Annotated in this window: 20 protein-coding genes and 1 pseudogene; all 21 read right to left on the bottom strand. The window is 64.2% G+C overall.

Annotation, left to right across the window (positions count from 1 at the left end; genetic code table 11):
* Positions 1 to 46: 46 nt before the first annotated feature.
* On the bottom strand, positions 47 to 583 hold the full coding sequence (locus QWI75_RS09260) for a hypothetical protein (RefSeq protein WP_289268412.1): 537 nt from the start codon (positions 581 to 583) through the stop codon (positions 47 to 49).
* A gap of 79 nt (positions 584 to 662) precedes the next feature.
* Positions 663 to 2,840, bottom strand: coding sequence for an amylo-alpha-1,6-glucosidase (locus tag QWI75_RS09255; RefSeq protein WP_289268411.1), 2,178 nt, complete (start codon positions 2,838 to 2,840; stop codon positions 663 to 665).
* 129 nt (positions 2,841 to 2,969) lie between these two features.
* On the bottom strand, positions 2,970 to 3,209 hold the full coding sequence (locus QWI75_RS09250) for a hypothetical protein (protein ID WP_289268410.1): 240 nt from the start codon (positions 3,207 to 3,209) through the stop codon (positions 2,970 to 2,972).
* A 35-nt stretch (positions 3,210 to 3,244) separates the two neighbouring features.
* Entirely contained in the window at positions 3,245 to 3,613 is a 369-nt protein-coding gene (locus QWI75_RS09245) for a BON domain-containing protein (RefSeq protein ID WP_370693563.1), read from the bottom strand.
* Positions 3,501 to 4,052: a BON domain-containing protein gene (locus tag QWI75_RS09240; RefSeq protein WP_289268408.1), complete on the bottom strand. Its 552-nt coding sequence runs from the start codon at positions 4,050 to 4,052 to the stop codon at positions 3,501 to 3,503. The genes QWI75_RS09245 and QWI75_RS09240 overlap by 113 nt, the downstream gene beginning before the upstream one ends.
* Before the next feature lie 68 nt (positions 4,053 to 4,120).
* Positions 4,121 to 5,950 (bottom strand): glycoside hydrolase family 15 protein, encoded by a 1,830-nt coding sequence (locus QWI75_RS09235; RefSeq protein ID WP_289268407.1) that lies wholly within the window; start codon positions 5,948 to 5,950, stop codon positions 4,121 to 4,123.
* Between the two features lie 8 nt (positions 5,951 to 5,958).
* On the bottom strand, positions 5,959 to 6,870 hold the full coding sequence (locus QWI75_RS09230; protein ID WP_289268406.1) for a YihY/virulence factor BrkB family protein: 912 nt from the start codon (positions 6,868 to 6,870) through the stop codon (positions 5,959 to 5,961).
* Positions 6,871 to 6,917: 47 nt separating this feature from the next.
* The gene (locus tag QWI75_RS09225; protein WP_289268405.1) at positions 6,918 to 8,015 is read right to left on the bottom strand and encodes an AI-2E family transporter; all 1,098 of its coding nucleotides are present in this window, start codon (positions 8,013 to 8,015) and stop codon (positions 6,918 to 6,920) included.
* Positions 8,016 to 8,044: 29 nt separating this feature from the next.
* Positions 8,045 to 9,187, bottom strand: coding sequence for a site-2 protease family protein (locus QWI75_RS09220; protein WP_289268404.1), 1,143 nt, complete (start codon positions 9,185 to 9,187; stop codon positions 8,045 to 8,047).
* Between the two features lie 33 nt (positions 9,188 to 9,220).
* Positions 9,221 to 9,622 (bottom strand): cupredoxin domain-containing protein, encoded by a 402-nt coding sequence (locus QWI75_RS09215; protein ID WP_289268403.1) that lies wholly within the window; start codon positions 9,620 to 9,622, stop codon positions 9,221 to 9,223.
* A 112-nt stretch (positions 9,623 to 9,734) separates the two neighbouring features.
* A complete protein-coding gene (locus tag QWI75_RS09210) occupies positions 9,735 to 9,896 on the bottom strand; it encodes a hypothetical protein (protein WP_289268402.1) in 162 nt (53 codons plus the stop codon).
* Between the two features lie 10 nt (positions 9,897 to 9,906).
* A complete protein-coding gene (locus QWI75_RS09205; protein ID WP_289268401.1) occupies positions 9,907 to 12,705 on the bottom strand; it encodes a cation-transporting P-type ATPase in 2,799 nt (932 codons plus the stop codon).
* A gap of 382 nt (positions 12,706 to 13,087) precedes the next feature.
* A pseudogene (locus tag QWI75_RS22775) lies at positions 13,088 to 14,458 on the bottom strand (ammonia-forming cytochrome c nitrite reductase subunit c552).
* 17 nt (positions 14,459 to 14,475) lie between these two features.
* Positions 14,476 to 14,946, bottom strand: a complete 471-nt coding sequence (gene nrfH / locus QWI75_RS09190; protein ID WP_289268398.1) for a cytochrome c nitrite reductase small subunit — start codon at positions 14,944 to 14,946, stop codon at positions 14,476 to 14,478.
* Positions 14,943 to 17,426 (bottom strand): phosphoketolase family protein, encoded by a 2,484-nt coding sequence (locus QWI75_RS09185; protein WP_289268397.1) that lies wholly within the window; start codon positions 17,424 to 17,426, stop codon positions 14,943 to 14,945. The genes nrfH and QWI75_RS09185 overlap by 4 nt, the downstream gene beginning before the upstream one ends.
* A 199-nt stretch (positions 17,427 to 17,625) precedes the next feature.
* Entirely contained in the window at positions 17,626 to 19,044 is a 1,419-nt protein-coding gene (locus QWI75_RS09180) for a glucose-6-phosphate dehydrogenase (protein ID WP_289268396.1), read from the bottom strand.
* A gap of 13 nt (positions 19,045 to 19,057) precedes the next feature.
* A complete protein-coding gene (locus QWI75_RS09175) occupies positions 19,058 to 19,738 on the bottom strand; it encodes a cyclase family protein (RefSeq protein WP_289268395.1) in 681 nt (226 codons plus the stop codon).
* A gap of 37 nt (positions 19,739 to 19,775) precedes the next feature.
* Entirely contained in the window at positions 19,776 to 20,234 is a 459-nt protein-coding gene (locus tag QWI75_RS09170; RefSeq protein WP_289268394.1) for a c-type cytochrome, read from the bottom strand.
* A gap of 184 nt (positions 20,235 to 20,418) precedes the next feature.
* Positions 20,419 to 20,847 carry a cupredoxin domain-containing protein gene (locus QWI75_RS09165; protein ID WP_289268393.1) on the bottom strand — a complete coding sequence of 143 codons (429 nt, stop codon included), beginning with the start codon at positions 20,845 to 20,847 and terminating at the stop codon, positions 20,419 to 20,421.
* Positions 20,848 to 21,256: 409 nt separating this feature from the next.
* Positions 21,257 to 21,682: a cupredoxin domain-containing protein gene (locus tag QWI75_RS09160; RefSeq protein WP_289268392.1), complete on the bottom strand. Its 426-nt coding sequence runs from the start codon at positions 21,680 to 21,682 to the stop codon at positions 21,257 to 21,259.
* A gap of 401 nt (positions 21,683 to 22,083) precedes the next feature.
* The gene (locus QWI75_RS09155) at positions 22,084 to 25,428 is read right to left on the bottom strand and encodes a DUF3971 domain-containing protein (protein ID WP_289268391.1); all 3,345 of its coding nucleotides are present in this window, start codon (positions 25,426 to 25,428) and stop codon (positions 22,084 to 22,086) included.
* Between the last annotated feature and the right edge of the window lie 99 nt (positions 25,429 to 25,527).

Below are 25,527 nucleotides of genomic sequence, written 5' to 3'. Positions count from 1 at the left end.
ACGGCCCGCCGCCGTTATTGACGCGCGTTGTCATCGCCAATGCCGTTTATCGCCGGGTGTCTCGCTTGCCCTGCCGCCGTTTGCCGCTGGCGCGGATATGCCCTTGAATCGCCCGCATCTTGGATTTCTGAAACTGGCGAGTCACCCGCGCCGCCAGCGCCGATTCGCTGGCCGCCCGGCGCCGCTGCTTTCTCCGGCGCAGCGCGTCGCGTTGCGTGGCGAAGCCAGAGGTCTCCCGGAGGGGTGGCTTCGGAGGCCGTCCTGTCTTCCGTTTCTTCGGGTGCTCAAGCTGCTCAAGGCGATGCTCGAAGCGGCCCGCCGCATCCCCCAGGAGCGTCGCCTTGCGCTCCGTCCGGGCATTCGACGGCGGCGTGGGCCGGCCGAAGCCGGAGACCCGTTTCGTCCGGCGCTGCTGCCTGCGCGCCAGGTCGCGATACTTTTCCGCGGCCTGGCGTGCCCGCGCCATCTGGACCTTCAGCCTCGACGGCGTGAGAGCCTTGATTTCCTTCGGGAGGCTCGATTTGATCAAGGCCATTTCGGCAGCGGTGAACAATGCCCGGTCACGTTCTGACATCAATGCCATGCTCCTCCCTCCTTTTGAAGATGTGGTCGGTTCGCCACCTATCCGGCGAGACCTCTTCGCCATGTTTTCACGGCGCCGCTCATGTTTCGATCACGAGATCGAGCGGCCCTTCGATCTTGAGCGGACACACGGTGATCGAGCCGTTCGAGCGTTCAAATCGCAAATCGACCTTGGCCTGCCCGACGCGGACCCCGTGCAACTCCACAAAGGTCACGAACTCGGGGAGGACCGGCCGGGCGATCCGAAGCCGGTTCTCGAACGCCTCGGGCGCGAGCCCGAGGATCGTTTCGATCAAGTAGGGGATGGAAGCCGCGGCCCACGCCTGCGGGTGACAGGCGACGGGGTAGCGAACCGGCACGGGATATTCTCGCCTGGAAAACCCGCAGAACAGTTCCGGAAGTTGATGGTCGTCGAAACGCAGGGCCGCTTCCAAGAGCCCGCTGAAGATCTGCGCGGCGGCCTGCCCGTATCCGTATCGACGAAATCCCGCCGCGATCAGCGAGTTGTCGTGCGGCCAGACGGTGCCCAGGTGATACCCCATCGGGTTGTAGCGTCGCTCGTCGGCAGAGAGGGTCCGAATGCCCCAGCCGCTGAACATCGACTCCCCCATCAGGCACTCGGCGACCCGCCGGGCCTTGGCCTCGTCGGCGATGCCGCACCACAGCACATGCCCCGCATTGGAGGAGACAACCGCCGCGGGTTTACCCCCGGCCTGGAGCGCCAGCGCATAACAGCCCTTGTCGTCCAACCAGAAATCCCGGTTGAACCGTGTGCGCAAGTCCGCCGCGTCGAGGGACAGCCGCTCGGCCCGGTCGCGCTCTCCCGCTCGCCGGAACAATTCGGCCATGCCCGTCATCGCCTCATAGGCATAGGCCTGCACCTCGACAGGCGCGATCGGGGGCGTGGCCAGGCTCCCGTCCACATTCACGATGGCATCCTTGGAGTCCTTCCACGCCTGGTTCTCCAACCCCTGCTCGGAGGTCCGCCGGTATTCGAGATAGCCGTCTCCGTTGACATCACCGTAGTCCGTCATCCAGGCCAACGCCGCATCGATGTTCGAACGCAACTCCTTGAAGAGGTCGAGTCGGCCGGTCCAGGCCGCGTGCCGGCCGATCAGGATCAGGAACAGCAGGGTCGCGTCGATCGTGCCGTAGTAGGGGGCATGAGGAATCTCGCCGAGCCGGGCCTTCTCTCCGGTGCGCAATTCATGGAGGATTTTCCCAGGCTCCTCCTCGCGCCACCGGTCTTCCCGTCGCCCCTGATGTCGTGCGAGCAGCCGCAGGGTCTGCGCGGCGATGTCCGGATCATAGGCCAGGGTTTGGAGCGCGGTGATCAGGCTGTCCCGCCCGAACAGCGCGACGTACCATGGCACGCCCGCCGCGAAATAGCTCTGATCCTGAAGGCGGCTTTGGAGCACATGCAGCGCCCGTTGGGACTGTTCCATCACCCGGTTGACGACGAGACTGTCGCTGAGGAGTCTCGCCTCGCGGGCCAACCACGCATCCGAGGCCGCCCGGAGCCTCGCTTGCATCTGGCCTCGATTGGGCTGGTGATAGCGATGGGGTTCCGTCTCGCAGCGATCCGGCGATTCCTTGACCACGAGGGACAGCAGAATCTCCCGTCGTTCTTGCGGGGCCAACCGGAGGTAAAACGTCGCGCCGGCCTCGTCCTCTACATCAGGCTGCGGCTCGCAGTGAACCGAGAGGCTGCGATGAATCTCGTCCCTCCCTTCGTAGTGGAAGCAGAGGACGCCGTTCCGCCAGCGCGGCGGCCGGCGCGTGCCGGCTCCGGCCGGCTTCGGCTCCCGGACGTCAAACACGTCCTCAAAGGCCGCGCGAAACACGATCGACACGGGAAGGTCCACGGGGTCGACTCCGAAATTCTGAAACGCCAGCCGCTCGTGGAGCGCGGGCGTCGTCCCGTCGAGCAAACGCTCCCATTTGATGCCGATCGTCTCACGATCAATGCGTGCCTGCTCGGTTCGACACTCCGGATTCGTGAGCTGAAAGATGGCCATATACCCGTCCTCCGCGGTCGCGACCAGACACAAGGGCCGCGCGCCGGCCAACTCGAACTCATAGCCGTTCAGATAGCGGCAATCGCGATAGTACAGACCGAATCCATGCGGACCATCCAACGGGACGGTCCCGTCTGGGTCGCACACAAAGCAGAGATCGCCGTCTTTCACGACAACGGCGTTGGCAATGTCCCCCGCCAGCGACGCGGCTTTCTCAATAGGCGCTCGATCCTTCAACATCCCTGATTTCCCCCTCGATGACAGGACAGAATGAGGCTCCATTTACTCTTCGGGGTGGGCCGGGGAGGTCCCGCCTCCTTCGCCTCCATCTTGGCGACCCGGTCGTCCGCGAAACACCGGCACGAGTCTTCAGCGGGCTCCGTCCAGCCGCCGTTGCAGCGCCTCAATGCGATTCTCCAGCTCCTGAATACGCCGGGTCAGGTCCGGTCTCTTCGGCGCCGCAGCCCGCAGAACCTTGGCCCGCAACTCCGCCAGCAGGGTCCGGAACCGATCGAGCCGGCTTCTCCACTCCTCTACCGGTGGCCCTCCCGCCTGCGACGAGTCCCGCCCGCCCTGCCGGCCGGCGGGATGATCCTCCCGCTCGTCCATGGCTCACCTCTTCTTTCCCCGCCCACCCGCAGTCATCATGGAGCCTGTCCGCCGGCCAGCACCGGGCCGGCGGCGATGTTCGACACGTCCACGTCTTCCACGCCGACGATATGCTCCAGGTCGATGGCCAGCGCATCGCGGTAGGCAAGATGCTCCACGACACCGCTGACCGCCACGACGCCGTCGCGGACGGTCACGCCGAGCCGTTTCGCATCCACGAAGGGAGACCAGCGGAGGTAGTCGACGACGTCCCGCTTGATCTCCTCGTCGGATCGCGCCTGACCCGCTACCTTAATGGCGCTGGTCACGCTGGTGACGCCCGGCACGGATTCCGCGGCCCGTCTCGCCTGACGGCGTTCGCGGCGGTTCTCGACGGTCCCCCCCGAGCGTCGCCTGACCGTCACGCACGTCGACGGTCAAGGCATAGCGCGGCAGCAAGCCGGCGGCCCGCAGGCCCTCCTTGATCGCGTTCGCGACTTTCACGTCCGCACCGGGCTCCGGCGCGACGCGCAGGGTGTTCTTGAGCGCGGTCACGCCGACGACCGATCCGGCGATCAGGCCGGTGAGCGCCCGTTCCTCCAGCGTCCGCGCGGTCCCGAACAGCGTAGCCGTCTTGTCTTCCACCGTGACCCCGATGTGTTCCATGTCGATCCGTGTATCCATCCGCAGTCGCTGCTCGATAGCCCCCTGGAACTCGGCGTCCGTTCGCTGAGAGGCGCGGTTGTCGACATAGCCCCACGACTGGCCGGCCGCTCCGAGCATGAACGCGAGGCCGGCCAAGGACAGCCCTGTCCGCCTGATCGAGGTGAAGAGAGAGAACACTATCGGATATCGGTATGCCACGTGACACCTCCTTTCTCTGTCTTCCGTCCCGCGGCCGCCTCAGTGGCCGTGATGACGACCGCCGATCCTCACTTCGTTCTGCCCGCCTGTTTCAGCAGGCGGGCCAAGTTGACCCCGCTTGCAATCACGCCGATGTGGCTGAAGGCCTGGGGATAGTTGCCCAGAAACGCCCCGGTCGAGGGATCGATCTCCTCCGGCAGGAGCCCCAGCGCACCGGCCCGCTCGCACAACGAGTCATAGAGCTCCAGCGCCTCATCGAGCCGTCCCTGTTTGGCCAGATTGTCCACCAGCCAGAAGCTGCACAAGAGAAAGGCCCCCTCATGCCCGGCAATCCCGTCCGGCGACTCGTCCGGCAGATACCGGTAGAGCAGCCCCTGTCCTACCCCCAACCGTTCGACGACGGCGCGGGTGGTCGCAACCATTTTCGGATGATCCGCCTTGATCACCCGCCGCAGCGGCAGCGCGAGCAGACTGGCATCGAGCCCTCCGCCGCCGAGATGCTCCGTCAGCGACTGGAGCTTGTCATCCCACGCCTCTTCCCGAATCGCCCGCGCGATGTCCTCCGCCGTGCTGGTCCAGCTCTCGCAAGGCCCCGGCAACTTGAAGCGCGCGGCCATGCGCGCGGCCCGGTCCAGCGCGACCTGGCACATGGCGGCCGAATAGGTAAAGGGACGCCCGCTGGTGCGGACTTCCCAGATGCCGTGATCCGGCTGCCGCCATTCTTGAGCCGCGGACTCCGCCAATTTTCGGAGCCGCGCCCACAAGCGCTCGGGAATCTCGCCATGGTGCGCAGCCCATTGATAGGCGCAGTCCAGAATTTCGCCGTAGACATCATGTTGATGCTGGGCTGCCGCGGCATTGCCCCACCGTACCGGCCTGGAGCGCCGGTAGCCTTCCAGGTCGGGATCCTCCCGCTCCTCCGGCGGCAGGCGGCCGTCGAGGTCGTACATCACATGGGGCCGGCCGTCCCGCTCGACGGCATCCAGCACCCAAGCGAGGAACCCTGCCGCCTCATGGGAAAGCCCGATGCGATGCAGGGCGTAGACGGAAAACGCCGCGTCGCGCACCCAAGCGTAGCGATAATCCCAGTTACGGGAACCGCCGATGAGCTCCGGCAACGAGCTGGTCGGAGCGGCGACAATCGCGCCGTTGGCAAAGTGATCGAGCAGCTTGAGCGTGATGGCAGACCGGCGGACTAACGATTCCTGTGGCCCGTGATAGTCGAGATGCGTGAGCCAGCGCCGCCAGACCGCCACCGTGTTGCCGTAGAGCTGTTCCGGATGAAACGACGGCGCGGGCACGTGCGACGACCGCCAGCAGAGCAGGAGGTCGAGCGACTGCCCGGCCTTCAAGGTCACCGAGGTCCGAAGCCCCGTCAACGGGATCGTCGAACCCAGGTGCAGATGGAGATCCGGCTGCGCCAGGCAACGGATGCGGAGGCCGCCGTCGCGGGGCTCCGCCTCGGCCCCGCCCCGCGGTTCGATCTCGATCCGCAGCCGCGCCGTGCCCTCCAGCACGGTGACGCGGCGCAGTAGCTCGTTGCGCGTCGCCGGCAAATCCTCGGTCAGATCGGCTCCGGACACCAGGGGACAGCAATCCGCGAGACGCAGGGTCCCTTCCGCCACCTGCATCTCCGTGACCAACACGGCGCTGTCCGGCTCGTAATATTGGCGGGCCGCTCGCAACCCGTCCGGCTCGATCCTGAATGCGCCGCCCCGTTCCCGGTCGAGCAGGCGGCAAAACAATGGAGGCGAGTCGAAGCGCGGGAGACACAGCCACGCGATGCTGCCGTCGCGGCCGATCAAGGCCGCCGTCGCTCCGTCTCCGATGAGGCCGTGATCCTCGATCGGCAGGTAGCCGTCGAGACGGTGAAGCGATGTGAATCCAGAATTCGTCATGGTGTCCCTCATGGCCTATGGATGAAAGGTTCGATCGCGTCTTGCGCCGCTCCACCAGCCGATGGGACGAGAGTCCGCCGATGTTCAAAGACCCAAGCCGCCTCCGCGCCCACCACAAAAAGCACCGAGACGTAGTAGAGCCACAGGAAGAAAAACAGAAAGGCCCCCAGCGCTCCGTAGAGGGCGATGTTGGCCTGGGCAAACTGGACGTACCAGGCAAAGGCCTGCTTCGCGAGCCCGAACAACGAGACCGCCACAGCCGCGCCGACCGCGAGCGAGCCGAGCTTGAGCGTCTTGACCGGCGAGAATCGGTAGAGGCCCAGGATCAAGCCGGTTCCCAACAGAATTCCCGTGATCCGGTGGATCATGCGGATGCCTTTCCCCCACAGGAAGCCCACGGCCGGAACATGGGCGCCGATGTTGCCGATCACCGCGAACAGCGACGCCAAGCCGATGGCCGCGATCAGGAGCGCCACGCAGAACGCCAACATGAGCAGATCATGCGCCGTGCCGCGCAACAGGCTCCGGCCCGGGCCGGCCTGAAAGACCACATTCAACACATGCCGGACGAACCCGAACAGGGTCGTGCTCAGCGCCACGAACAGGGTGAATCCGACTGCCCCCAGCAGACCTCGGTCCGCCACGACGGCCTCCACGTTCTCCGCGAAGATCTGTTCCGACTTCGGGAGAAACTGCCGGATGACCGATTGCACCTCCTGCATGGCTTGCTGCGATTCGAGCACCGTGTACCCCAAGGCCGAGATCATGATCAGCGCCAGCGGGATCGCATAGAGCAGCAGGCTGAAGGCCAACCCGCTTGCCAGAAACAATCCGTGATCCCGGCTGAACTTCAGCATCACCTCCCGGGCCATCCGCCAGGCCAGGATTCCCGTCCGTCCGAGCCTTGTGAGAGGCGACACCCAGTCCCAGCCTTTCGTCACGGATGGCCTGCCCAAACCACCACCTGCTACGCCTCCGAGGCGGACACCAACGTCGGCGGCGCCGGCCCCCGATAACTTTCAACCAACGTAATCCCCATCGCCACGACCAAAGGACCGGCCACGATGCCCACCAGCCCAAAGAGCTGGAGCCCGCCCAGGACGGAGAAAAACACCAGCAACGTGTGAAGATGGGAGCGGCCGCCCACGACGATCGTGCGGACCAGGTAATCGATCACGGCCATGAGGGCGCCGACTCCGATCAGCACCGCCATCTTGAGGTACGAGCCCTGCCAGAACAGATAGAACGCGGCGGGCATCCAAATGAGCCCGGCCCCGACCAGCGGCAGATAGGCCAGCAGCGCCATCACTGCCCCCCACAGCACCGCGGAGGGCAAGCCCACCAACCAGAAGCCGACCCCGCCGATCAGACCCTCTGTCAGGGCAATGACGGTATTGCCGTAGACGGCCCCCTTGACGACCTCGTCGAACCGCCGGACCAGCAACTCCTGGCGTTCCGGCACGATCGGCAGGTGCGCGCGAAGCCAGCCGATCATCGCATCCCCGTCTCGGAAGAAATAAAAAGCGCACAACAGGATCATGCCCAGTTGCACAAGGGCATACAGCGCATTGGTCACGATGCGGGTTACCTGGCCGACGAGGACCTTGCCCAACTCCGCCAGGTTCTCCGCGATGCTCGTCCGCAAATCGGTTCCTGTCAGCCGCTCCAAATTCTGAAGCGCCTCGGCCAGCGCCGCGAGCAGCGGATAGCGCCGCCAGCTCTGGAGGAGGGGCTCGTCTCCCCCTCTCAAGGTGGCGATCAGCGTTCGATAGGCGTCCGTCAGGTCTTCCGCGATGAGCAGCGACAGATAGACCAGCGGCGCGATGACGCCGACCGTCAGGATCAGGCACATCGCCAGCGCGCTGAGCGCGCGACGCTCGCCGGTCGCGCGAACCAATTTGGCATAGAGCGGATAGAGGGCGTAACAGAGGACCCCCGCCCATAGGAGCGGCGAGACAAACGGGCTAAACACCGCCAGGCCGAGGCCCAGAATGCTCCCCACCAAGGCCAGCCGCACGACCCGGCCGGCCCACTGCTCTCCTTCCTGGCTTCGTCCCCCAGCCACAGACGGCCTCCTCGACAACGGCATCCGCCTCAACGTGGCGCACGGACCGGCGGGCGGTCGCCGAACTCCAGATGCGCGGCAATGACCCTCAACAGATGTTCCCTCGTGATGAGGCCCAGCAACCGCCCCGACCTCGTGACCGGAACCTGATTGATGTCGTCCCGTTCCATCATCTGCAGGACTTCCGTAATCGCCGTCTCCGGACCAACGACCCGCAACCGGTCCAGCGGGGTCATGACGGCGTGGATAGGCGTGCGACTCCATTGCTCCCGCGGCACCGTCTTCACCTGGTGCAGCGTGACCAGGCCCTCGATACGGCCGTTGGATGACACGAGGAAGCACCGGCCTCCGGTTCGCAGGACCTCCCGCTCGATCAGGTCGCCAAGGCTTCGATCGCCCGCGACCGTGGCGCATTCAGACGACATGACGTCTTCCGCCGTCAGGCCGGTGAGCGCAGAGCGCACGCTGACCTGCAACACGCTTTCCTGCGCGGCATTCAGGAGAAACCATCCGATGAAGGCGAACCAGAGCCCGCCGAACCAGTTGACCGTGAACCCGGTCCAGATCCCGAATACGATGAAGGCATACCCCACGACCTGTCCGGCCCTCGCGGCAATGCGCGTGGCCTTGGCCAGGTTGCCCGTGAAATGCCACAAGGCCGCCCGGAAGACGCGTCCCCCGTCGAGCGGAAAACCCGGAAGCAGGTTGAAGAGCGCCAGGACCAGGTTGATCGACGACAGCCAGCCCGCCAAGGCTGCGACGTGCTCGAACCGGTGCCCGGCCAGAGCGGCCGCCGCCCCGAATCCGACCCAAAGCAGAGCGCTGGCGGCCGGGCCCGCGATCGCAATCTGGAACTCGGTCAGCGGGCGGTCCGGTTCCCGCGCAATCTGCGCCACGCCCCCGAACACGAAGAGCGTGATCGAGCGGACCGGAATCTGCTTCGCCAGCGCGACCAGGCTGTGCGCCAGCTCATGCAGCAGGATCGACACGAAGAACAACAGGCTCGTCGCGATCCCGACGGCGTAATGCTCGGCCAGCGACCAGTGCGGGTGCTCCGAGGCGAAGCGAGTGGTCAGGGACAGGGTGATAAGAAAGAAAATGATGAACCAGGAATAATGGACCCCGACCTCGATCCCTCGAATCCTTCCCACCCTGATGGATTGCCCGATCATGACCTCCCTCGGCCTCTCGCGCCCTTCTCCGCCTTACACGACCGGAACCTCCAGCAGATAGAGCTCTCCCTTCATGTCCGGATGCAGGTCGCACCGGAACGGATGGCTGCCGGGCCGGTCCGTGGTAAAACGGATCACGAGCGTCTTGCCGGGATCGAGATAGAATCCCTCCAGACCCTTGCCATACGAGATCAATCCGTCCCCTTCGCCTCGCACCATGAGTCCCTGAAACAAGGACGAGGTGAACCCGTGCCGGACCTGATCCTCGTTGCGCAGAATGATCACCGTGGGCAAGCCGCGCCGCATGGCCGCCGTCTTCGTTCGCAGGAACGAATAGTCCTTGATCGTCATCTCGATCTGCTGCTCCTGAATCGAGAACGCGTCCGGTCCTGACGCGAGAAGCACGCCGGCCCAGACCAACGCCAGGAACGCCACGCGCCCACAGCTCCTCCACCCCCCGCACGCGCCGCCGCATCGCCGATACCGCATCATCAACCTCTCAGGTTAAAAGTGTTGACCTTTCGCCCCCGTTGGGGCCGCCGACCGCTCAGCGGACTTTCTTGCGTCCTTTGACGAGCACGATGATCCCCAAGATCCCAATCACGACCGCCAAGACTCCGAGCAATGCCAATGGTTCCATGTCCGTCCTCCCCGCCGGCGGTTGCCCCTCCGGCACCCGCTGCGCCTGCTCTTCCTTTGATTCAGTCACCCTGAACCGACTAGGGCTGAGCCACCGTCGGTCTTTCCGGCGGAGCCTGCAACCACCACCGCCGCAACCGTTTTTCGAATCCCACGATCAGATAGACCAGGACCGAGATGGTCACGATCAAGAGCCAGGCCGTGCCATCGATCGGCACCGTGTGAAACAACCGATTCATGACCGGGACATACGTCAACAGCAGTTGCAGCCCGACCATGGCGGCCACCCCGCGCCAGATCCAGGGATTGCTGAACACCCCCACGTGAAACATGCTGTGATCCAGCGAGCGACAGTTGAACAAATAGAACAGCTCGACCATGACGAACACGTTCACCGCCGCCGTGCGCGCCGCTTCGATCGACAAGGCACGCTGCTGTTCCCAAAGAAAGACGCCATAGGCGCCCGCCAGCATCAGGAGCGCCACCAGGACGATCCGTTCCACCAAGACGCCGGTCAGGATCGGCTGTCCCGGATCGCGGGGCGGCCGCCGCATGATGCCCGGCTCTTTCGGCTCGAACGCCAGCATAAGCCCCAGGGCCACCGCCGTCGTCATGTTGATCCAGAGGATCTGCACCGGCAGGATCGGGAGCACCGAGCCGGCGGCGATGGCGGTCAGCAGCACGAGCCCTTCTCCCATGTTGGTCGGCAGGGTCCAGACGATGAACTTCGTCAGGTTATCGAAGACGCAGCGCCCTTCCTCCACCGCCGCTTCGATCGAGGCGAAGTTGTCGTCGGTCAGCACCATGTCGGCGGCCTCTTTGGCCACCTCGGTCCCCCCCAGCCCCATCGCCACGCCGATGTCCGCCTGCTTCAGCGCCGGCGCGTCGTTCACCCCGTCTCCCGTCATCGCCACCACGTGCGCCCTGGCTTGCAACGCTTCCACTAAGCGGAGCTTCTGCTCCGGAGACACCCGGGCGAACACCGCGGTATTATCGGCCGCGTCCGCGAGCGCCTCCGGCGGAGTCGCCGCCAACTCCTGGCCGGTCATGGCGACGAGCTCGCCGTTCTCAGGACGCTTCCGCCCGTCCAGCCCGACTTGCGCGGCGACCGCCCTCGCCGTGAGCGCATGGTCGCCGGTGATCATCTTCACGGCGATGCCGGCGGTCCGGCAGGCCCGCACCGCGGCGATGGCCTCGGGCCTCGGAGGGTCCATCATGGCCTGGAGCCCCAAGAAGGTCAGGCCCTCCTCCACGTCGCGGTCCGACAGGGTCGCCCGATCCGCGGGCGCCGATTTCCGCGCGAATGCCAGGACCCTCAGCCCTCGCCCGGCATACGCGTCCGTCTGACCGAGGACGCTCGGCGCATCAAGCGCTCCTTCCGATCCCTCCGCCGTAAGCATGCGATCACAGAGCCGAAGCGTTTTCTCCACCGCCCCCTTCAGATAGATCACGGCCTCACGGCCCGAGTCGCCTCGATGCAGCGTCGCCATGTACTGACGCTCCGATTCGAACGGAATCGCATCTATCCGAGGGAATCGCTCGCCCGCCTGGCCGGGATCGATCCCGGCTTTCTTCGCCGCCACGAGCAGGGCCCCTTCGGTCGGATCGCCGACGATGGTCCATCGTCCCTCCTGCTCCACGAGCTGCGCGTCGTTGCAGAGCGCGCCGGCCGTCAGGAGTTCACACAGAGCAGTATCGAGTGGAACGTGACTTCCGACGGTCACCGCTTGCCGAGCAACTTCTTCACGATTGACGGTTGACGATTGACGCCCGACTTCCCGGATTTCCCCCGCCGGCTCATAGCCCGCCCCCTCGATGTCGAACGTCCGGTCTCCGGCCAGGATGGCTTGGACCGTCATCTCGTTCTTCGTCAGCGTGCCGGTCTTGTCAGAGCAAATGACCGTCGTGCTGCCCAGGGTCTCAACGGCCGGCAGCTTGCGGATGACGGCATGCCGCTGGGCCATCCGGCTCACGCCAATGGCGAGCGTGATTGTCACTGCGGCCGGCAGCCCTTCCGGAATTGCGCCGACCGCGAGCGCCACCGCCGCCATGAAGATCTCAGCCGGATTCTGCCCGCGCCACAGTCCGAGCAGAAAGGTCACCGCGGCCAATCCCAGGATCGCCGCCGTGAGGACCTTGCTGAAATAGGCGAGCTTCTTCGTCAGCGGGGTCGCGATCTCCGTCGTTTCGCCGATCAGTTGGTGGATGCGGCCGAGCTCCGTGGCGGCGCCGGTCCCCACCGCCACGCCCCTCCCCTGTCCGTAGGCGACCAGCGTGCCGGAAAAGGCCATGTTCCTCCGGTCCGCGACCACGGTCTCGGGCGCCAGCACCAGGTCGGCCTTCTCCACCGGCACGGACTCGCCGGTCAGGGCGGATTCGTCGATCCGCAGCTCGCGGACCGCGACCAGCCGCAGGTCCGCAGGCACCTTGTCGCCGGACTCCAGGAGGACGACATCCCCCGGCACGATCTGGGCGGACGGAATCTTCGTCCTCCGCCCATCGCGCCGGACCGTCGCTTCGGTCTTCATCATCGAGACCAGCGCGTCCAAGGCCTTCTCGGCCCGGGATTCCTGGATGAACCCGACCATCGCATTGACCAACACCACGCCGAAGATCACCCCGGCGTCCACCCATTCGCCGAGGACCGCGGTGATCGCCGCCGCGGCCAGCAGGACGTAGATCAACGGATGATGGAACTGGAGGAGAAAACGGACCAGCGGGCCATGGCGGCGAAACTTCGGCAGGACATTGGGCCCGAACCGTTCGAGCCGCCGGCCAGCCTCCTCGGACGTGAGCCCCTTGTCCGGATCCGATTCCAGCAGCAGGACGACCTCGTGGGCCGGGAGATGATGTAAAGGGCGTTCGGCAAGATCGGCCATCGGTCACTCCCTGTCAGCCGGACCAACCGGCTCCCGTTGCGGGTCCAGCCTCCTTGCCCCTTACCTGCGTCTCCGCGGCCAACACCACACCGTGCGCATGAGGGGTCATCTTCGTGTCCCTTCTGCTCGGCGTCCCAACCCACGACACGCCGGTGACACCAAGCGGCTCTTTGAAAGACGGCATCAGCTAGCCCGCATTATTCATGACGATTCGTGGCGAAATCGCGCAGTCGCCAGGCGAGACGGGCAAGCACAGCCGCGAAGAACCAAGGCGTACTTGAAACAGTACGTCGAGGGACTGAGCGGCGAGCACGCCCGCCGTCAGGCTCTGTCGCAGCGGCGAATCCGCGATTGCAGCAGAAGCGTTCATGAATAATGCGGGCTAGGGCCTTGGACTCAGCTCCCCGCGCAGCGCCAATTGCCCCTGTCTGGCGTAATCGATCGCCTCGCCGAGGATCCGCGCCGCTTCCTGCGGCGCATGGAACCCCATTGAATTCTCCGCCTCCACGAAGTCCACCATGAATTGCGCCTTGCGCTGCAGCGCCCGCGCCCCGGCCAGCGCCTCATCGCTGCGGCCGCCCGTCCGGGACGCCGCAAGGTCGTGGATGAGGGCGACGAGCTCGTCCAGGGCGCGATTGCGAAGCTCGAGGTCCGGTGCTGGATGGCCTCCGCGCGATCCTTCAGTTCGGCCTCCGGCCATTTGTGGCAGGTCTGGCAGGCCCGATTGATGTTGAGCAGCGGGCTGCGGACATGGTGATCGCTGATCTTCATGGCGCCCTCCCGCTTGTACGGCATGTGGCAGTCGGCGCAGGCGACGCCGGAGCGGGCATGGATGCCCTGATTCCACATTTCGAATTCGGGATGCTGCGCCTTCAGCACGGGCGATCCAGTCTCGGCATGCGTCCAGTCCTTGAACTGCGTCTCTTCGTAATAGGCGAGCATGTCGTCAACGCGGAGGCCCTTGGCCCAGGGAAAGACCAGGCGCTTCTCCGGCCCCCGGAAATAATATTCGACATGGCACTGGCCGCAGACGAAGGAACGCATCTCCTGTCTCGTCGTCATCGTGTTGACGTCATAGTTCCTGACGCCCTCCTGTTCCTTCAACGCCCGCAAGCCCTCGATGAAGGCCGGGCGCGTGACGCGGAGATGCATGGCATCGGGCGCGTGACCAATCGAGACAGGTGACCGGATGGGTGACAAGTGGTCGCGCCTCGGCGTAGAGCATGGCATTCAGCTTGTCGAAGCCTTTGAACAGGTCTCCGTCGCCGAGCTTCTTCATGGCGGTATAGACGGACGAATGGCACTGCAGGCAGGTTCCTGGCTGCTTGGCCACGATCTGACGCTCGGTATAGGTCTGGTCCTCCAGCATGTAGGCATGGCCCCGCTCTTCGCGGAAATCATGGGCGAAGGCGTAGCCGGCCCACATGGTTTTCAAGCGCGGATCTTCTTCGATCCTCGATTGCGCGACCACGGAGCGGGGATCGGCCTCGGTCGGGGTCCTCGGAATCGCCTCGCTGCCGCCGAAGCGCGTCCGCACCTGATCCACGGTTCTGATATAGGCGTCGTACTGGAACGGAAAATTCTTTCCCCACACGGCCGGGTCTTCTGTGTCGTCGGTCAACTCGACGACGCGGAAAAACACGTGCTTTTCCTCCTGCTTGCGCTGAAAAATGCTCACCAAGAGGGCCGCCACCGCAAAGGTCGCGGCGGCGGTGAGCACCAGCACCAGGATCAGTTTTCTCGTTGGGTTCATAGATTCCTCGCAGGCTCTTACTGATGACCGACGTCGCCGTGACATCGGAGACAGGTCAGGTTCTCCCGCCCAGCGCCGGTCACGGTCATGGCTTCTACAATGGCCGCGTGACACTTCAGACAAGCTCGTTCGGTCAACGCATGCATGTGCGGCGTGATCTGGATTTCGTCAGGGAAGCGGCCGCTCGTAAAGGCATAGGCATGCAGGAAGCCGTACATCGCCTTGGCGGCATATTTCTCGATCATGCCGTCCGGCGTGTGGCAGTCGTTGCAGACCGCCACCGACCGGTGGCTGCCCTTGATCCAGCCCGCGTACTGCTCGCGCATCACGTGGCAGTTGATGCAAGCTTCCGGCTTGTCGGTGAGGTAGGAGCCGCCGCGCGCGTAGACGAACGTGTAGACTCCAACGCCGATGAGCGTGCCGAGCGCGAGGGTCGCCGCCCAGAGCAACAGCGACAACCGACGAGCGGACCAGCCGGCTCCGTTCATATGACCGCCTCCGGAATAATGACGCCGTGCGGGCTTCGCCGGCCATCCAGCGCCTGGCGCTCCTCGTGGCTCAGCACCTCGCTGTCGGGGAGTTGCAGCAGCCGCGCCGCCTCGCGCAGGCAATGCGCCCAACTACAGCGGTTGATGAAGAAGAGCCCCGGCGTGCTCAACGTGCCGCCCTGGTTGATATAGCCGAGCCCGCTGGTCCGCGTGCCCGTATGCAGCGGACCGAGCAGGCCCAGGATCGTTTCCGGCCTCGTGTGCGTGACGAACAGACGTGCCGGCACCTTGGCCGGGAACAGCCGGGCGATGACCTCCGGGGATGCCTGATGCGCCTGCTCGGCCTGCGAGCGGGGGGCGCGGAACCGGGCCGGCTCCAGGAGATACACGACCGTATGGGAAATCTTTCGTTCCGCCAGCCGGCGCGAGGCGGTGAGCACCTCGATGAGCTGATAGGCGCCGACCGCGACCAGGAGGAGGCGGGCCTGCTCGACCTCGTAGCCGGCCCAGTCCAATCGAAGGCCGCCCTCCTTCACCAGCCGCCGCGCTTCGTCCGCGGTGAACAGGTCCGGGATCAGGTCCGCCTTGGGCACCACCAACGTCCAAATCTGCCCGTGCGTGCGATAGCACTCCTCCATGACCGCGGCCGCGCTGTTGAAGTCCGGCGGAAAGAGCACGCGCGAGACGTGCGACGGCTCGCCCAACATCGCTTCCGCCATGCTGGGGTCCTGATGCGACTGTTCGTTCTTACCGTTTTCCCAGGTGTGCGAGGTGAGAATCAGCGGCATCGAAAGCCACCGCTGCGAGCGGCCCGCTTCCAGACAATGGTTCGCGAAGATGATTTCCTGCCGCACGGCCCCGTGCATTTTGCTGCCGAACGCCTCGTAGGTGTGGATCAAATTGATCCCGCCCTTGTTGGCCAGGGCCGCGGAGGCCACCGCCTCCTCGTTCAACGCCGTGATGACGGCGCCACCCACGGACTCGGGCACGGCCGGCTCCGGATCGGTGACCCGAAACTTGAGCAGACCCAGCGTCGCGACCAGGCGATTGGACAGCATCTCGTCCGGATTGCCAACCCTCGGTCGCAGGTGGGGATTGGCCTCGACGATCGCGACGAACATCCGGTCCACGGCGGTCATCGGCGAGGCGGTCGTCCAGGCGGCGGGATCGCACCGCGCCTCCTCGGAGACCGGCCGGAACGTGGGCTCGGGAACCGTTCGTACCAAGACGTCCCGGTGGGCCAAGACATGGTCTCGCTCGCGGGGGCGTCCGGAGGCCCGGTGCTGTTGAAACAACCCGGCCGCAGCGGTCAGCTCGTTGATCGGAACCCACAGCCGCTTGGTTCCCTGGTTGAACAGATCCGCCGCGCGGGCGTCGGTCCGTGGATTGGCCATCAACGGCAGATTGTGCGCGAGGTTCGTCCCCTCGCCCGGAAAGCCCGCGCCCTTCGGCGCGACCGCGATGCCATAGGGAAGCGGGACCGGGTAGCGGCCTTGCCCGGCCTTGATCCGCTCCGCCGCCGCGTCGAGGCGCCGCTCCATTTCCAGAATCGCCCAGAGGAATGCGGCCGGATCGCGGCCGTCGAACAGGATCGGATCGAAGCCGTTCAATGTCAGATGCTCGCTGAACCAGGCCGCGCCACCCTGCTGGGACATCGTCGTCCGCTGGTCGATCCGGCGTCCGTTCTTGATCATGATCGGCGCTACGAACCCGGAATCCTCGGCGCGCCACCATCGGGGGGCCCAGTCGCTGCCCCGCTGCTCTTCAAACGCGCCGTCGGAGAGAAATGCCACGAGCCTTTCTCCGGGCAACGGCATGTGCACGTACTGAAGCTCCGCGAACCCCAAATAGCCGCCTTCCGAGAGCCCTCCCGCCGTATGGACATTCACGTGGCTACCCAGCGGCGAATCCTGTCGACCGTCGTCGCGCAACCGGTAGGAATAAAAATCCCGCACGTAGCGGGTCAGCCCCTTGTCGGTGACGGCGTACCGTTCGGCGTGGGCCTCTGTCATGTTGCCCACGAGCAGATTCAACGCATCAATCGCGGCCACGCAATGGCCTTGCCCCATGAGCCAGGCTCTGGTACAGCCGGTCACGGCGTTGGCGGCGAGGTAGCCGGCATAGGCCGGCACCATGTTGAGCGAGCCGCCGGTGTGGCCTTCAGGGCGCACCTTGAAATCTTCGGTGTCGAGAGGCCGTCCGTCGAGGTAGACGTTGCGGGTATACGTTTGATGGACGACCAGCCACAGCCCGGCGCTGGCCAGGCGGTCCAAGGCCATCAGGAGATCGTAGAAGGCAGCTCCATTCGCGGTGCCGCTTCGCTCCCCAAGAGACTGCGCGAGTTCCTGCACGCGCACCTGGGTCAGGTCTTGGTGCTGAATGACCCCGTAGCCTTCCGCCCAACGGGCGAACACCGGGTCCTCCTGGCGGCACCGAGCCGCTTGCTCCGCCACGTCCCGCTCGTCTTGTGCTTCGTTCACCGTTTTGCTCCTTCCCCGCCCGTAGGCATCACACGGTTTCGCAGCTCCCGGTCCCGACCTGCCGTCCCCGCTCGCTGGACAAGCATCGCGGCGAGAAACGACCGCGGTTCTGCACCTGCATCGTCATGCCGCTTGACTCTCTGCATTCATCCCCAACCGGGAACCCGGATTCATGCGCGAATCCGGTGAGCATAGCCTCCTATGGTCGGGCGCTGTCCGGACGCAGCCGATCGACGTGACGTAGAATCCGCTGCGCCTCCGGCGGGCCGCTCGATCCGGCCGGATACTCCAGCAACGGCACGGCGCCTGCGGCCCACGACTCCAGGATCGGCTCGACGATCCGCCACGATTCCTCGGCCTCGTCGTCGCGGATTGAGAGAGTTTGATCGCCGCTCAAGATGTTGAGCAGCAGCCTCGCATAGGCGGGCACCCCCCCTGATCCCAACCGGCTGTCCAACTCAGCCCGGTCCAGGTCAAAAAGATCGCCGGGCGCATTGACGTTGATCGAGAGCCCGATACGGTCCGGGTCCAGCTCGATCGTGAGGACGTTCGGCTTCGGTTGGGTCTGCTGCCCGAACGTCAGGAGCGGGACCGGCTTGAAGTGAATCGCGATTTCGCGACGGTCCCGTTTCAAAGCCTTGCCCGTGCGGAGCCGAAACGGGACGCCGGCCCAGCGCCAGTTATCGACCGCCAACGTCACCTGGGCGAACGTTTCGGTCCGCCGCGCCGGATCGACCCCTCGCTCGCGTACGTAGGCCACGATCTCCCGTTCCTCGATCGCGCCGCGCCCGTATCGGCCGCGGACCGTCTGCAGGGCGATCTCTTCCGGCGAGAGTCGCCGGACCGCGCGAAGCAGGTCCACTTTGCGATCGCGCAAGCTCCGCTCGTCGAGCCTATGCAGCGGCTCCATCCCGATCAGGGCCAGCAACTGGAGCAGATGGTTCTGGATCATGTCGCGCAAGGCGCCCGTGCCGTCGTAGAAAGAGGCTCGCCCCGCCACCGTCAGCGTTTCGTCCCAGACAATATCCACCCATTCGACATGCTGGGCGTTCCACAACGGTTCGAACACGCGGTTCGCAAACCGTAACCCCAGAATGTTCTGCACCGTCTGCATCCCCAGGAAATGGTCGAGCCGGAACACGTCCTGTTCCGGAAACGATTCATGCAGCAGACGGTTCAGATTCTGCGCCGAAGCCAGATTGGTCCCGAACGGCTTTTCCAGCACGAGCTTGCTGCCCCTCGGCAGCCTGAGCGCCGCCACGGTCTCCACGGTCGGCGCAAAGAGAGACGGCGGCAGGGCCAGGTAGGCAACCAGGGGCTCCGTCATCTTGCCCAAGGCCTCGGCAAGCTGGTCGCGGTCCTTGATATCGACACGGCGGTATTCCGTGTGGGCGAGGACGGCGTCGCGTGCGCCGGCAAGGATTGACAACGCGGAGGGAACCATCTTCTCCGCAAGATGACGGCGGAAGGCCTCCGTATCCCAATCGTCGCGCGCAAGCCCGATGATCCGGAAGCCGGACGGCAGCTTTTCCGCCTGATGGAGGCGGGCAATGGCGGGCATGAGGAAACGCGAGGTCAGATCTCCCGAAGCGCCCAAAATGACGAGCCTCTTGATCATGCGCGACCTCTTGTCATCGTCTCGCCGAGCGTCTCCAACTCCGCTTCGTCACATCTTGGCCGCGGGCCCTGATCACCGCGCGGGCCGGCGCGCCGTCCCCACCCGCGATTTTGAGCGGCAGGCAGAGCAGATCGTATGGGCCGGGCCGGACGTTCGTCAGATTCAACCCCTCGATGATCCAGATGCCAGCCTTCAGCAATGTGGCATGGATGGCGGCCGTGTCAGATTCGAACCCCGCCACCGACAGATAATCGATGCCGACCGTGCGCACCCCGCGCGCCACCAGCCAGCGGGCGGCCTCCTCGCCGAGATACACGAAATCTTCCACAAACCGGTCCGTCAACCAGCAACGGGGAGAGTTGCGGGTTTTGAACAGCAACCGTTCGCCGCGCCGGACGCGATGCGGCCGCAGTTCTTCCGGCGTGATCGACTCCCGATCCTTGATCGCGATGACCCTCGCCGGCCCGATCGTGGCCGACAGGGGCATCGCGTCGATCCCTTTTCCTCCCCGGAGAAAGTGCACCGGGGCATCCATATGCGTGCCCGTATGCACCCCCAGCGAAAGGGCGGTGAGGGTACAGTCATCGCCGCGATCGAGGTCCTGGACACGTGTCACGCGCACGGGCGGGTTGTCCGGCCATCGGACCATGCCATCCCGAATGGGTACCGTGACGTCGATCCATGGGGAAGCCACAGTCACTCGTCACCGCCTGGATGCCGGATGCGCCACATCACGATTTGCAGAGACTCCGTACGTAAGCGATAATTTTCCAGGCTTCCTCTTCATTGACCGAGCCCGGCATGAGCGCGACCATGCCGGTTCCAGGGCTCCCGTTCTTGATCACCCAGAACAGTTCGCCGTCGGTCCGCTTCTTCTGAAATTCGCAGTTGGTCAAGTCTCGCGGGACAGGATCCAGCATGGCGCCGGCCGGCCCATCGCCCTTGCCGCTCTTGCCATGGCAGTTGAAACAGGTCCCCTTGCCGTCATACAGCACCTTTCCTTCCTTGACGATGTCGGCGGACGCTTGCTTGGCATCCTTGAACAACGACGTCGACAGCTTCTTAGCCTCCTCCATTTGATCGGCCGGCACGCGAGGCTTCAGCGGGTCCTTTTCCGGCGCGGACAACGCAAGAGTCCCGACCAGTAGAATCGCTCCCATACCCGATACTCCCGCTATCCATCGTGGCATTGCTTCCTCCTTTCCTAAACGGTTTTCGCTCGTTGCGGCCGGATAATGGGCTCATGAGCGGCCGTGACCAACAGATCCTCTCATGGAATCGTCGGCGCATGACCACACTTGGCCGCCTGATAAGACGCCCTCGTCGTTCTCCGATGGGCTCCGAGCCGACGAGGGCGTCCTCGGTTCCCACCGACTATCGTTTGGTCGGATCACCCACCTGGACTGTCCCGGAGGTGATCGCTCTTCCGCCGGGCAGGGCCGATTCCATGCGAATGTTGTACTTCACGACCCCGACCTTGCTGAAGCAGGCCGCGACGGAGTCGTTGGGCGAGATCTCGGCGGAATCCCGCTTCATGCCGACGAAATTCGAAAAGCCCCGTTGACATGACAACTGCTCACTCGCATCTCCCAGGATCAAATCCAATCGGACGGGCAATGTCCGGTGATTCACCCACCGGACTTCGTCGCCGACATTGACGACCAGATCGGCCGGCTCGGGCTCCTTTTCGATTTTCACGGTGTGAATCTCCCCGCTCCTCGTGGTTTGCGGGCCGGCACAGGCCATCAGGCTTCCTGCGAAGGCTACGACTGCGACGGCGGTCATCATCATCATCTTCATCATGATCCTCCTGGGTTGAAAGTCTTGCTTCGGCCTCCGGACGGTTTCCGGCATGGGTTCAAAGGCCAAGGCACCTCTTGTGTTGAATACCATCAAGCAGTGGGCTGGGGTAGCGGGGAAAGTCCGACAAGAATGTCACTTTGTCAGGAAAGTCCTGACAGCACGCGGCCCAACGCCGCTCAACTCCGTATTGCGCCCGATCTGACTGAGCGATTCGAACACCCGCCTATCGCGGTCGCAACGCCATCCTCTACCCCATCGGAGACGATAACGGCGTGACCGCTTCGAGTCGGAGGGCGACTGAATGAAGGAGAATCAACAGGCTGGATGATGACTGACAGGAGATGGGAGATGGGGGCAGACCCTCCGCCCCAAACGCGGCGGAGAGTCCGCACACCTCAGATTCGGTTCGTCAGCGCTTGGTGGGGTCTCCGACCTGCACGGTCCCCGAGGTGATGGCCTTCCCCCCGGGCAGCGCCGATTCCATGCGCAAGTTGTACTTGATCACGCCGACCTTGCTGAAACAGGCCGCGGCGGACTCGTTGGGCGCAATTTCGGCGAAATCCCGTTTCATGCCGAAGAAATTGGAAAACCCGCGCTCACAGGACAGGGTTTCCCGCGGATCGCCGGTCACCAAATCCAGGCGCACGGGCAACGTCCGATGATTCACCCACCGGACCTCGTCGCCCACATTGACGACCAGGTCGGCCGGCTGAGGCGCCTCCTCAACCTTCACCGTGTGAATCTGCCCGCTCCGTGAGGTTTGCGGACCAGCACAGGCTACCATGCTCATGGATAGCGCGACCGCGGCCATGGCATACACCTTGACCTTGTTCATGACTTCCTCCTCTCCTGAGGTTAATTGACCTTAGTAACTGTCACAGTCCCATTGATTTAATATCCATCCGCAGATGGGCTTAATCAAGAGGCATGCCGACTGAGTGTCGTTGCTAACTCCTATTGAAAGCCACGTAGAATCATGAGGATCAGGATCAACTCCCGCCGACCGTATCCATGACACCGACACCCTATCCCCTCCTAGCCACAGCGTAATGCCACACCCTGTGGCGAAAACGGTACAACCCGTACCCGATGACCGATCACAGACACCGATGAAGCCTCTTCGTCATTCCCCGGAGATCGAGCGCAACCATCGGCGGCCTCCTAGCGAGGCCGCCGATTCGGTTGATGGTTTCCGCCAATGGTCGCCGGAGGCCCAACCTCGCTGATCGGCGCAGGTCAGGGAGAATCGGGACTGGTGAGTGTCTGGGGGAGCGTCAGCAGATTGGTCAGCACGTCGATGGCCAGCCGAGGATAGCCGGTCAGGCCCTTGGCAAGGGATTCGACGGGAAGATAACGGACATCAGGATCGCTCCACGGCCCCTTGACGTCGAAGAGCGCCGTCGTCACGCCGGGGCGATCACCCGCGAACAGCTTGCCGAACAGGGGAATGCTGGCGATGGTGTCGGAATAGGCTCCCAAGGGACTCACGGCCAGGGCCAGATCGAGTTGATCGGTCATCAGATTGTGAGTCCCGGCACCGCTGACCTTGACGATCGGGCTGTCGAACCGAATGTCCTCGGAGGCCAGCACCCCGTCGTTGATCGACACCGTCGCCGCGATATGTTCGAATGGGATGCCGTCGTGGTCAAGATCGATTTTCCCCTTCAACAGCGCCGGCACATTGAGGATCTTGAGGACCTTCGGCAGGACCCTGCCATGCACGATCTGTCCGCGCTCGATCCGCACCACCACCGGATCGAGACTGCGCAGGGTGCCGAGGAAGCGAGTTCCTTCCTGGAACGTGCCTTGCATTTTTCCCGTCACCGATAGCAGGCCTCTCAGGATCTCCTCTTCCGGCTCGAACAGCGAGACGACACGCTGAACCGGCACCCCGTCGATCCGGAACATTCCCGTGAGATCCGCCTTAGAGGCACGCAAGTCCAGCAAGGCATCCCCCGCGATCGTCCCTTCCTTCGTGTCGCCGCTTACGCGGTCGATCTCGATCCGCCCCTCGCCCATCCGCAGGTGCCCGCTGACCTTCTCGACCAGGAGTTGCCGATACCGAGCCTGCGAGATGATCAGGCCCACGTCGGCATGACCGGCCTGTACCCACCGGCGCAAGCGATCGAGCAGCGGCTCGCCTGCTTCGGCCTCCCCTCCATCGGCCTTGTCCGTTTGCGACAGCAGCCGCCAGAGATCCAGCTTCGACGACTCGATCGTGAGCACCATATCGGGTTCGCGCATCCAACGCTTGATGTACCCCCTCACCCGCAGGTCGCTTTCGCGGATTCTGAAGGCCAGCCGCTCGATGTTGATTTCCTGTCCCGCCAATTGCATCCGCAGCCCGACATCCTGGAGCGCATCCTTCATCCGTTCGTCCTGGATCACGCCGTTTCTCAGCTCCACCCACCCGTAGAAGCGGGACGAGGCCCAATCCGGCCACCGCCCCTTGGCATCCACCGACACCTTTAACACCCCTTCCTTGAGGGAACCGGCCGAAAACCCGCTCTCCAGCCTCGCAACCGAGACCGGCCCCGCCGCCAGATGAGCGTTGAACCGATGGGGAGGCTTCAAACCGATCTTGGCCCTCCCATCCAAACGCACGAACGGCAACCGGACATCGAGCCGGGAGAACGTGAGTCCGTCCCGGCCTGAGAAGCTCCCCGCAAATTTGACGGTGGTCTCGACGCCGACTGGTTTGTCAATCACGGGAGCTACGGCCAATGTCGCCTGATCTAATTCGACCATTCCCTTGAATCGAGGAGCCGACCAAAGACCCTGGATGGTCACCATCGCGCGGAGAGGTCCCTTCAAGACAAATCCCGTATAGGCCGACGGGTCGACGCCGACAAACGGGAGGAGTTCCTCACCCTTCCCCTCCAAACGAACCGAGATATCATGCAGCCTTGAGAGTGGCTCCAATTCCACCGCACCCTTTGTCTCGAAGCGGAGCGGCCCGACCACGCCGTTGAATTGCCGCACTTCGGCGGCACGCGGCGTCACAATCACATGAGCATCGATCTGCTCGATCGCCTGCGGTAACTCGGTGGTTCGAACTTCGACCCCATGCCCGGAAATCTCGGCCCTCACTAGCGCCACCTTGGGCTCCGGCGTGAGCCCTCCCGCCAGACGAACCGACAGCCGGAGCGGTCCCGCCGCATCGTCAATCCTCTCCCGCAGCACCCGTTGCACCTCAGATTCGCCCGTTTGCCGCATGAGCCGGAGAAGATCGCCGGCCTGAACCTCACCTGTCACCTCCAGATCCAACGTCGGCGCCACCTGTGCATGGGACAATTTCAATGTGCCGTTGGAGATTCGGATCGGCCCGTAGGCGCCCTTTACCTCCATGAATTGAATGGTGTGGGAATCAAAAAAGATCGTGCCGGACAGATCCCGAGCCGGGATGCGGTCCGTTCCGAGCACGACATGCCCCTGAGACAATTTCACGATCCCTTTCCACTCATCCGCCTGAGCTTCGCCGACCCGCCCGCTCACGCTGGCCTTCACCACCTCGAACAGTCCGGCCCCCTCGTGGCGGGCCAACATCGCCCTGACCTCCGGATCGACCCAGAGGGCGGGAACATGCTGGACAAGGGTTTCAAAACTGAACGGTGAAGAGGAGAGCGTCGCCGTGTAGCGCGGACTCTCGGTCCCAAGTCCTTGAATCCCCCCATGCCCTTGGACGGTTAACCAATCCAGCCGCAATTCGAGATAAGAGAGGCTGAGGTCATAGCCGCCTGTCCCCGGGGCGAGGGTGACATGGGAGGTCAGATCCGTCACTCCATCAAGGTCTTGACGCGTTGAACCCGCTCCCAGCCATCGGCTCCACTCCCTGGTCGCCATCCCGTGAACCTCGACCCTTCCCGTAAAAGACAGCCGAGTTGCTTGAGGGATGTCTTGGCTGGGAAGCACGGTCTTCGCTTGATCAAGACTCGTGATCGCTCCGGTCACGCTCAAGGTCGAAACAGCTCCGCCCGACTCGATCCGCCCGCCCAAGAAAAGCTCGATGCGCTGCAGTACGGCGGACCTCACGGACGAGAAATGAATCTCCGTCATCTGAAGCGAATCAGGAGCCCGTCCTTCCCGCTCCACGACCAGCAGGATCTCGCCCCCGCGGCATTCTACGACCGGTGGCAGGTCCGCGAGACGGTCTTCCAGTTTCTGATCCGGCTCCGGAACGGCATCGGCTTGGCCCTCGAACGGAAGGTGCCAGCGTCCGCCGGAATCCCGACGTATCGTCAGGCGCGGGTCCACCACCAGCACCTTGGCCAACGAGAATTCCCTCCGCAGCAAGGGGCGGAGCGCCAACACCACCTCTACGCGTTGCGCGCGGAAGACCGGCTCCTGCCGAACCGGATCGCGCATGACGACATCAAGCAGTTGCGCCCTTGGGCGCGGGACGAGGCGGATATGCAGGTCTCCGGCTTCGAGTCCGGTCTCGCCCGCCAACAGTTGCGCAAGCGCCCCTCGCACCGGCGCGAGATTCAACAAGGCCTGAACCGCAGGGCCAAGAAGAATGAAGCAAGCAAGAATGAGAAACCAGCGGGGGATGCCGAGGGGAGGACGGCGGTTGCGCTCCATATGACTTAGGCAGATGGGACCTGGCTCACGTAGACGGCTGAGAAAGGTCACCGGGCGACGGTATCGGTGTCTTTCGACGCCTCGACCACCAGCCCGGCC

It is taken from the genome of Nitrospira tepida, from assembly GCF_947241125.1.
GTDB classification, from domain to species: domain Bacteria; phylum Nitrospirota; class Nitrospiria; order Nitrospirales; family Nitrospiraceae; genus Nitrospira_G; species Nitrospira_G tepida.
The sequence above is the reverse complement of the archived record's forward strand: the minus strand, read 5'-3'. Positions and strand labels throughout refer to the sequence as shown.

Excerpts from the sequence above, each read along its gene's own strand:
- QWI75_RS09260 (WP_289268412.1), bottom strand. The coding sequence starts at position 583 with ATGGCATTGATGTCAGAACGTGACCGGGCATTGTTCACCGCTGCCGAA.
- QWI75_RS09255 (WP_289268411.1), bottom strand. The coding sequence starts at position 2,840 with ATGTTGAAGGATCGAGCGCCTATTGAGAAAGCCGCGTCGCTGGCGGGG.
- QWI75_RS09250 (WP_289268410.1), bottom strand. The coding sequence starts at position 3,209 with ATGGACGAGCGGGAGGATCATCCCGCCGGCCGGCAGGGCGGGCGGGAC.
- QWI75_RS09235 (WP_289268407.1), bottom strand. The coding sequence starts at position 5,950 with ATGACGAATTCTGGATTCACATCGCTTCACCGTCTCGACGGCTACCTG.
- QWI75_RS09220 (WP_289268404.1), bottom strand. The coding sequence starts at position 9,187 with ATGATCGGGCAATCCATCAGGGTGGGAAGGATTCGAGGGATCGAGGTC.
- QWI75_RS09205 (WP_289268401.1), bottom strand. The coding sequence starts at position 12,705 with ATGGCCGATCTTGCCGAACGCCCTTTACATCATCTCCCGGCCCACGAG.
- nrfH (WP_289268398.1), bottom strand. The coding sequence starts at position 14,946 with ATGAACGGAGCCGGCTGGTCCGCTCGTCGGTTGTCGCTGTTGCTCTGG.
- QWI75_RS09180 (WP_289268396.1), bottom strand. The coding sequence starts at position 19,044 with ATGATCAAGAGGCTCGTCATTTTGGGCGCTTCGGGAGATCTGACCTCG.
- QWI75_RS09170 (WP_289268394.1), bottom strand. The coding sequence starts at position 20,234 with ATGCCACGATGGATAGCGGGAGTATCGGGTATGGGAGCGATTCTACTG.
- QWI75_RS09165 (WP_289268393.1), bottom strand. The coding sequence starts at position 20,847 with ATGATGAAGATGATGATGATGACCGCCGTCGCAGTCGTAGCCTTCGCA.
- QWI75_RS09160 (WP_289268392.1), bottom strand. The coding sequence starts at position 21,682 with ATGAACAAGGTCAAGGTGTATGCCATGGCCGCGGTCGCGCTATCCATG.
- QWI75_RS09155 (WP_289268391.1), bottom strand. The coding sequence starts at position 25,428 with ATGGAGCGCAACCGCCGTCCTCCCCTCGGCATCCCCCGCTGGTTTCTC.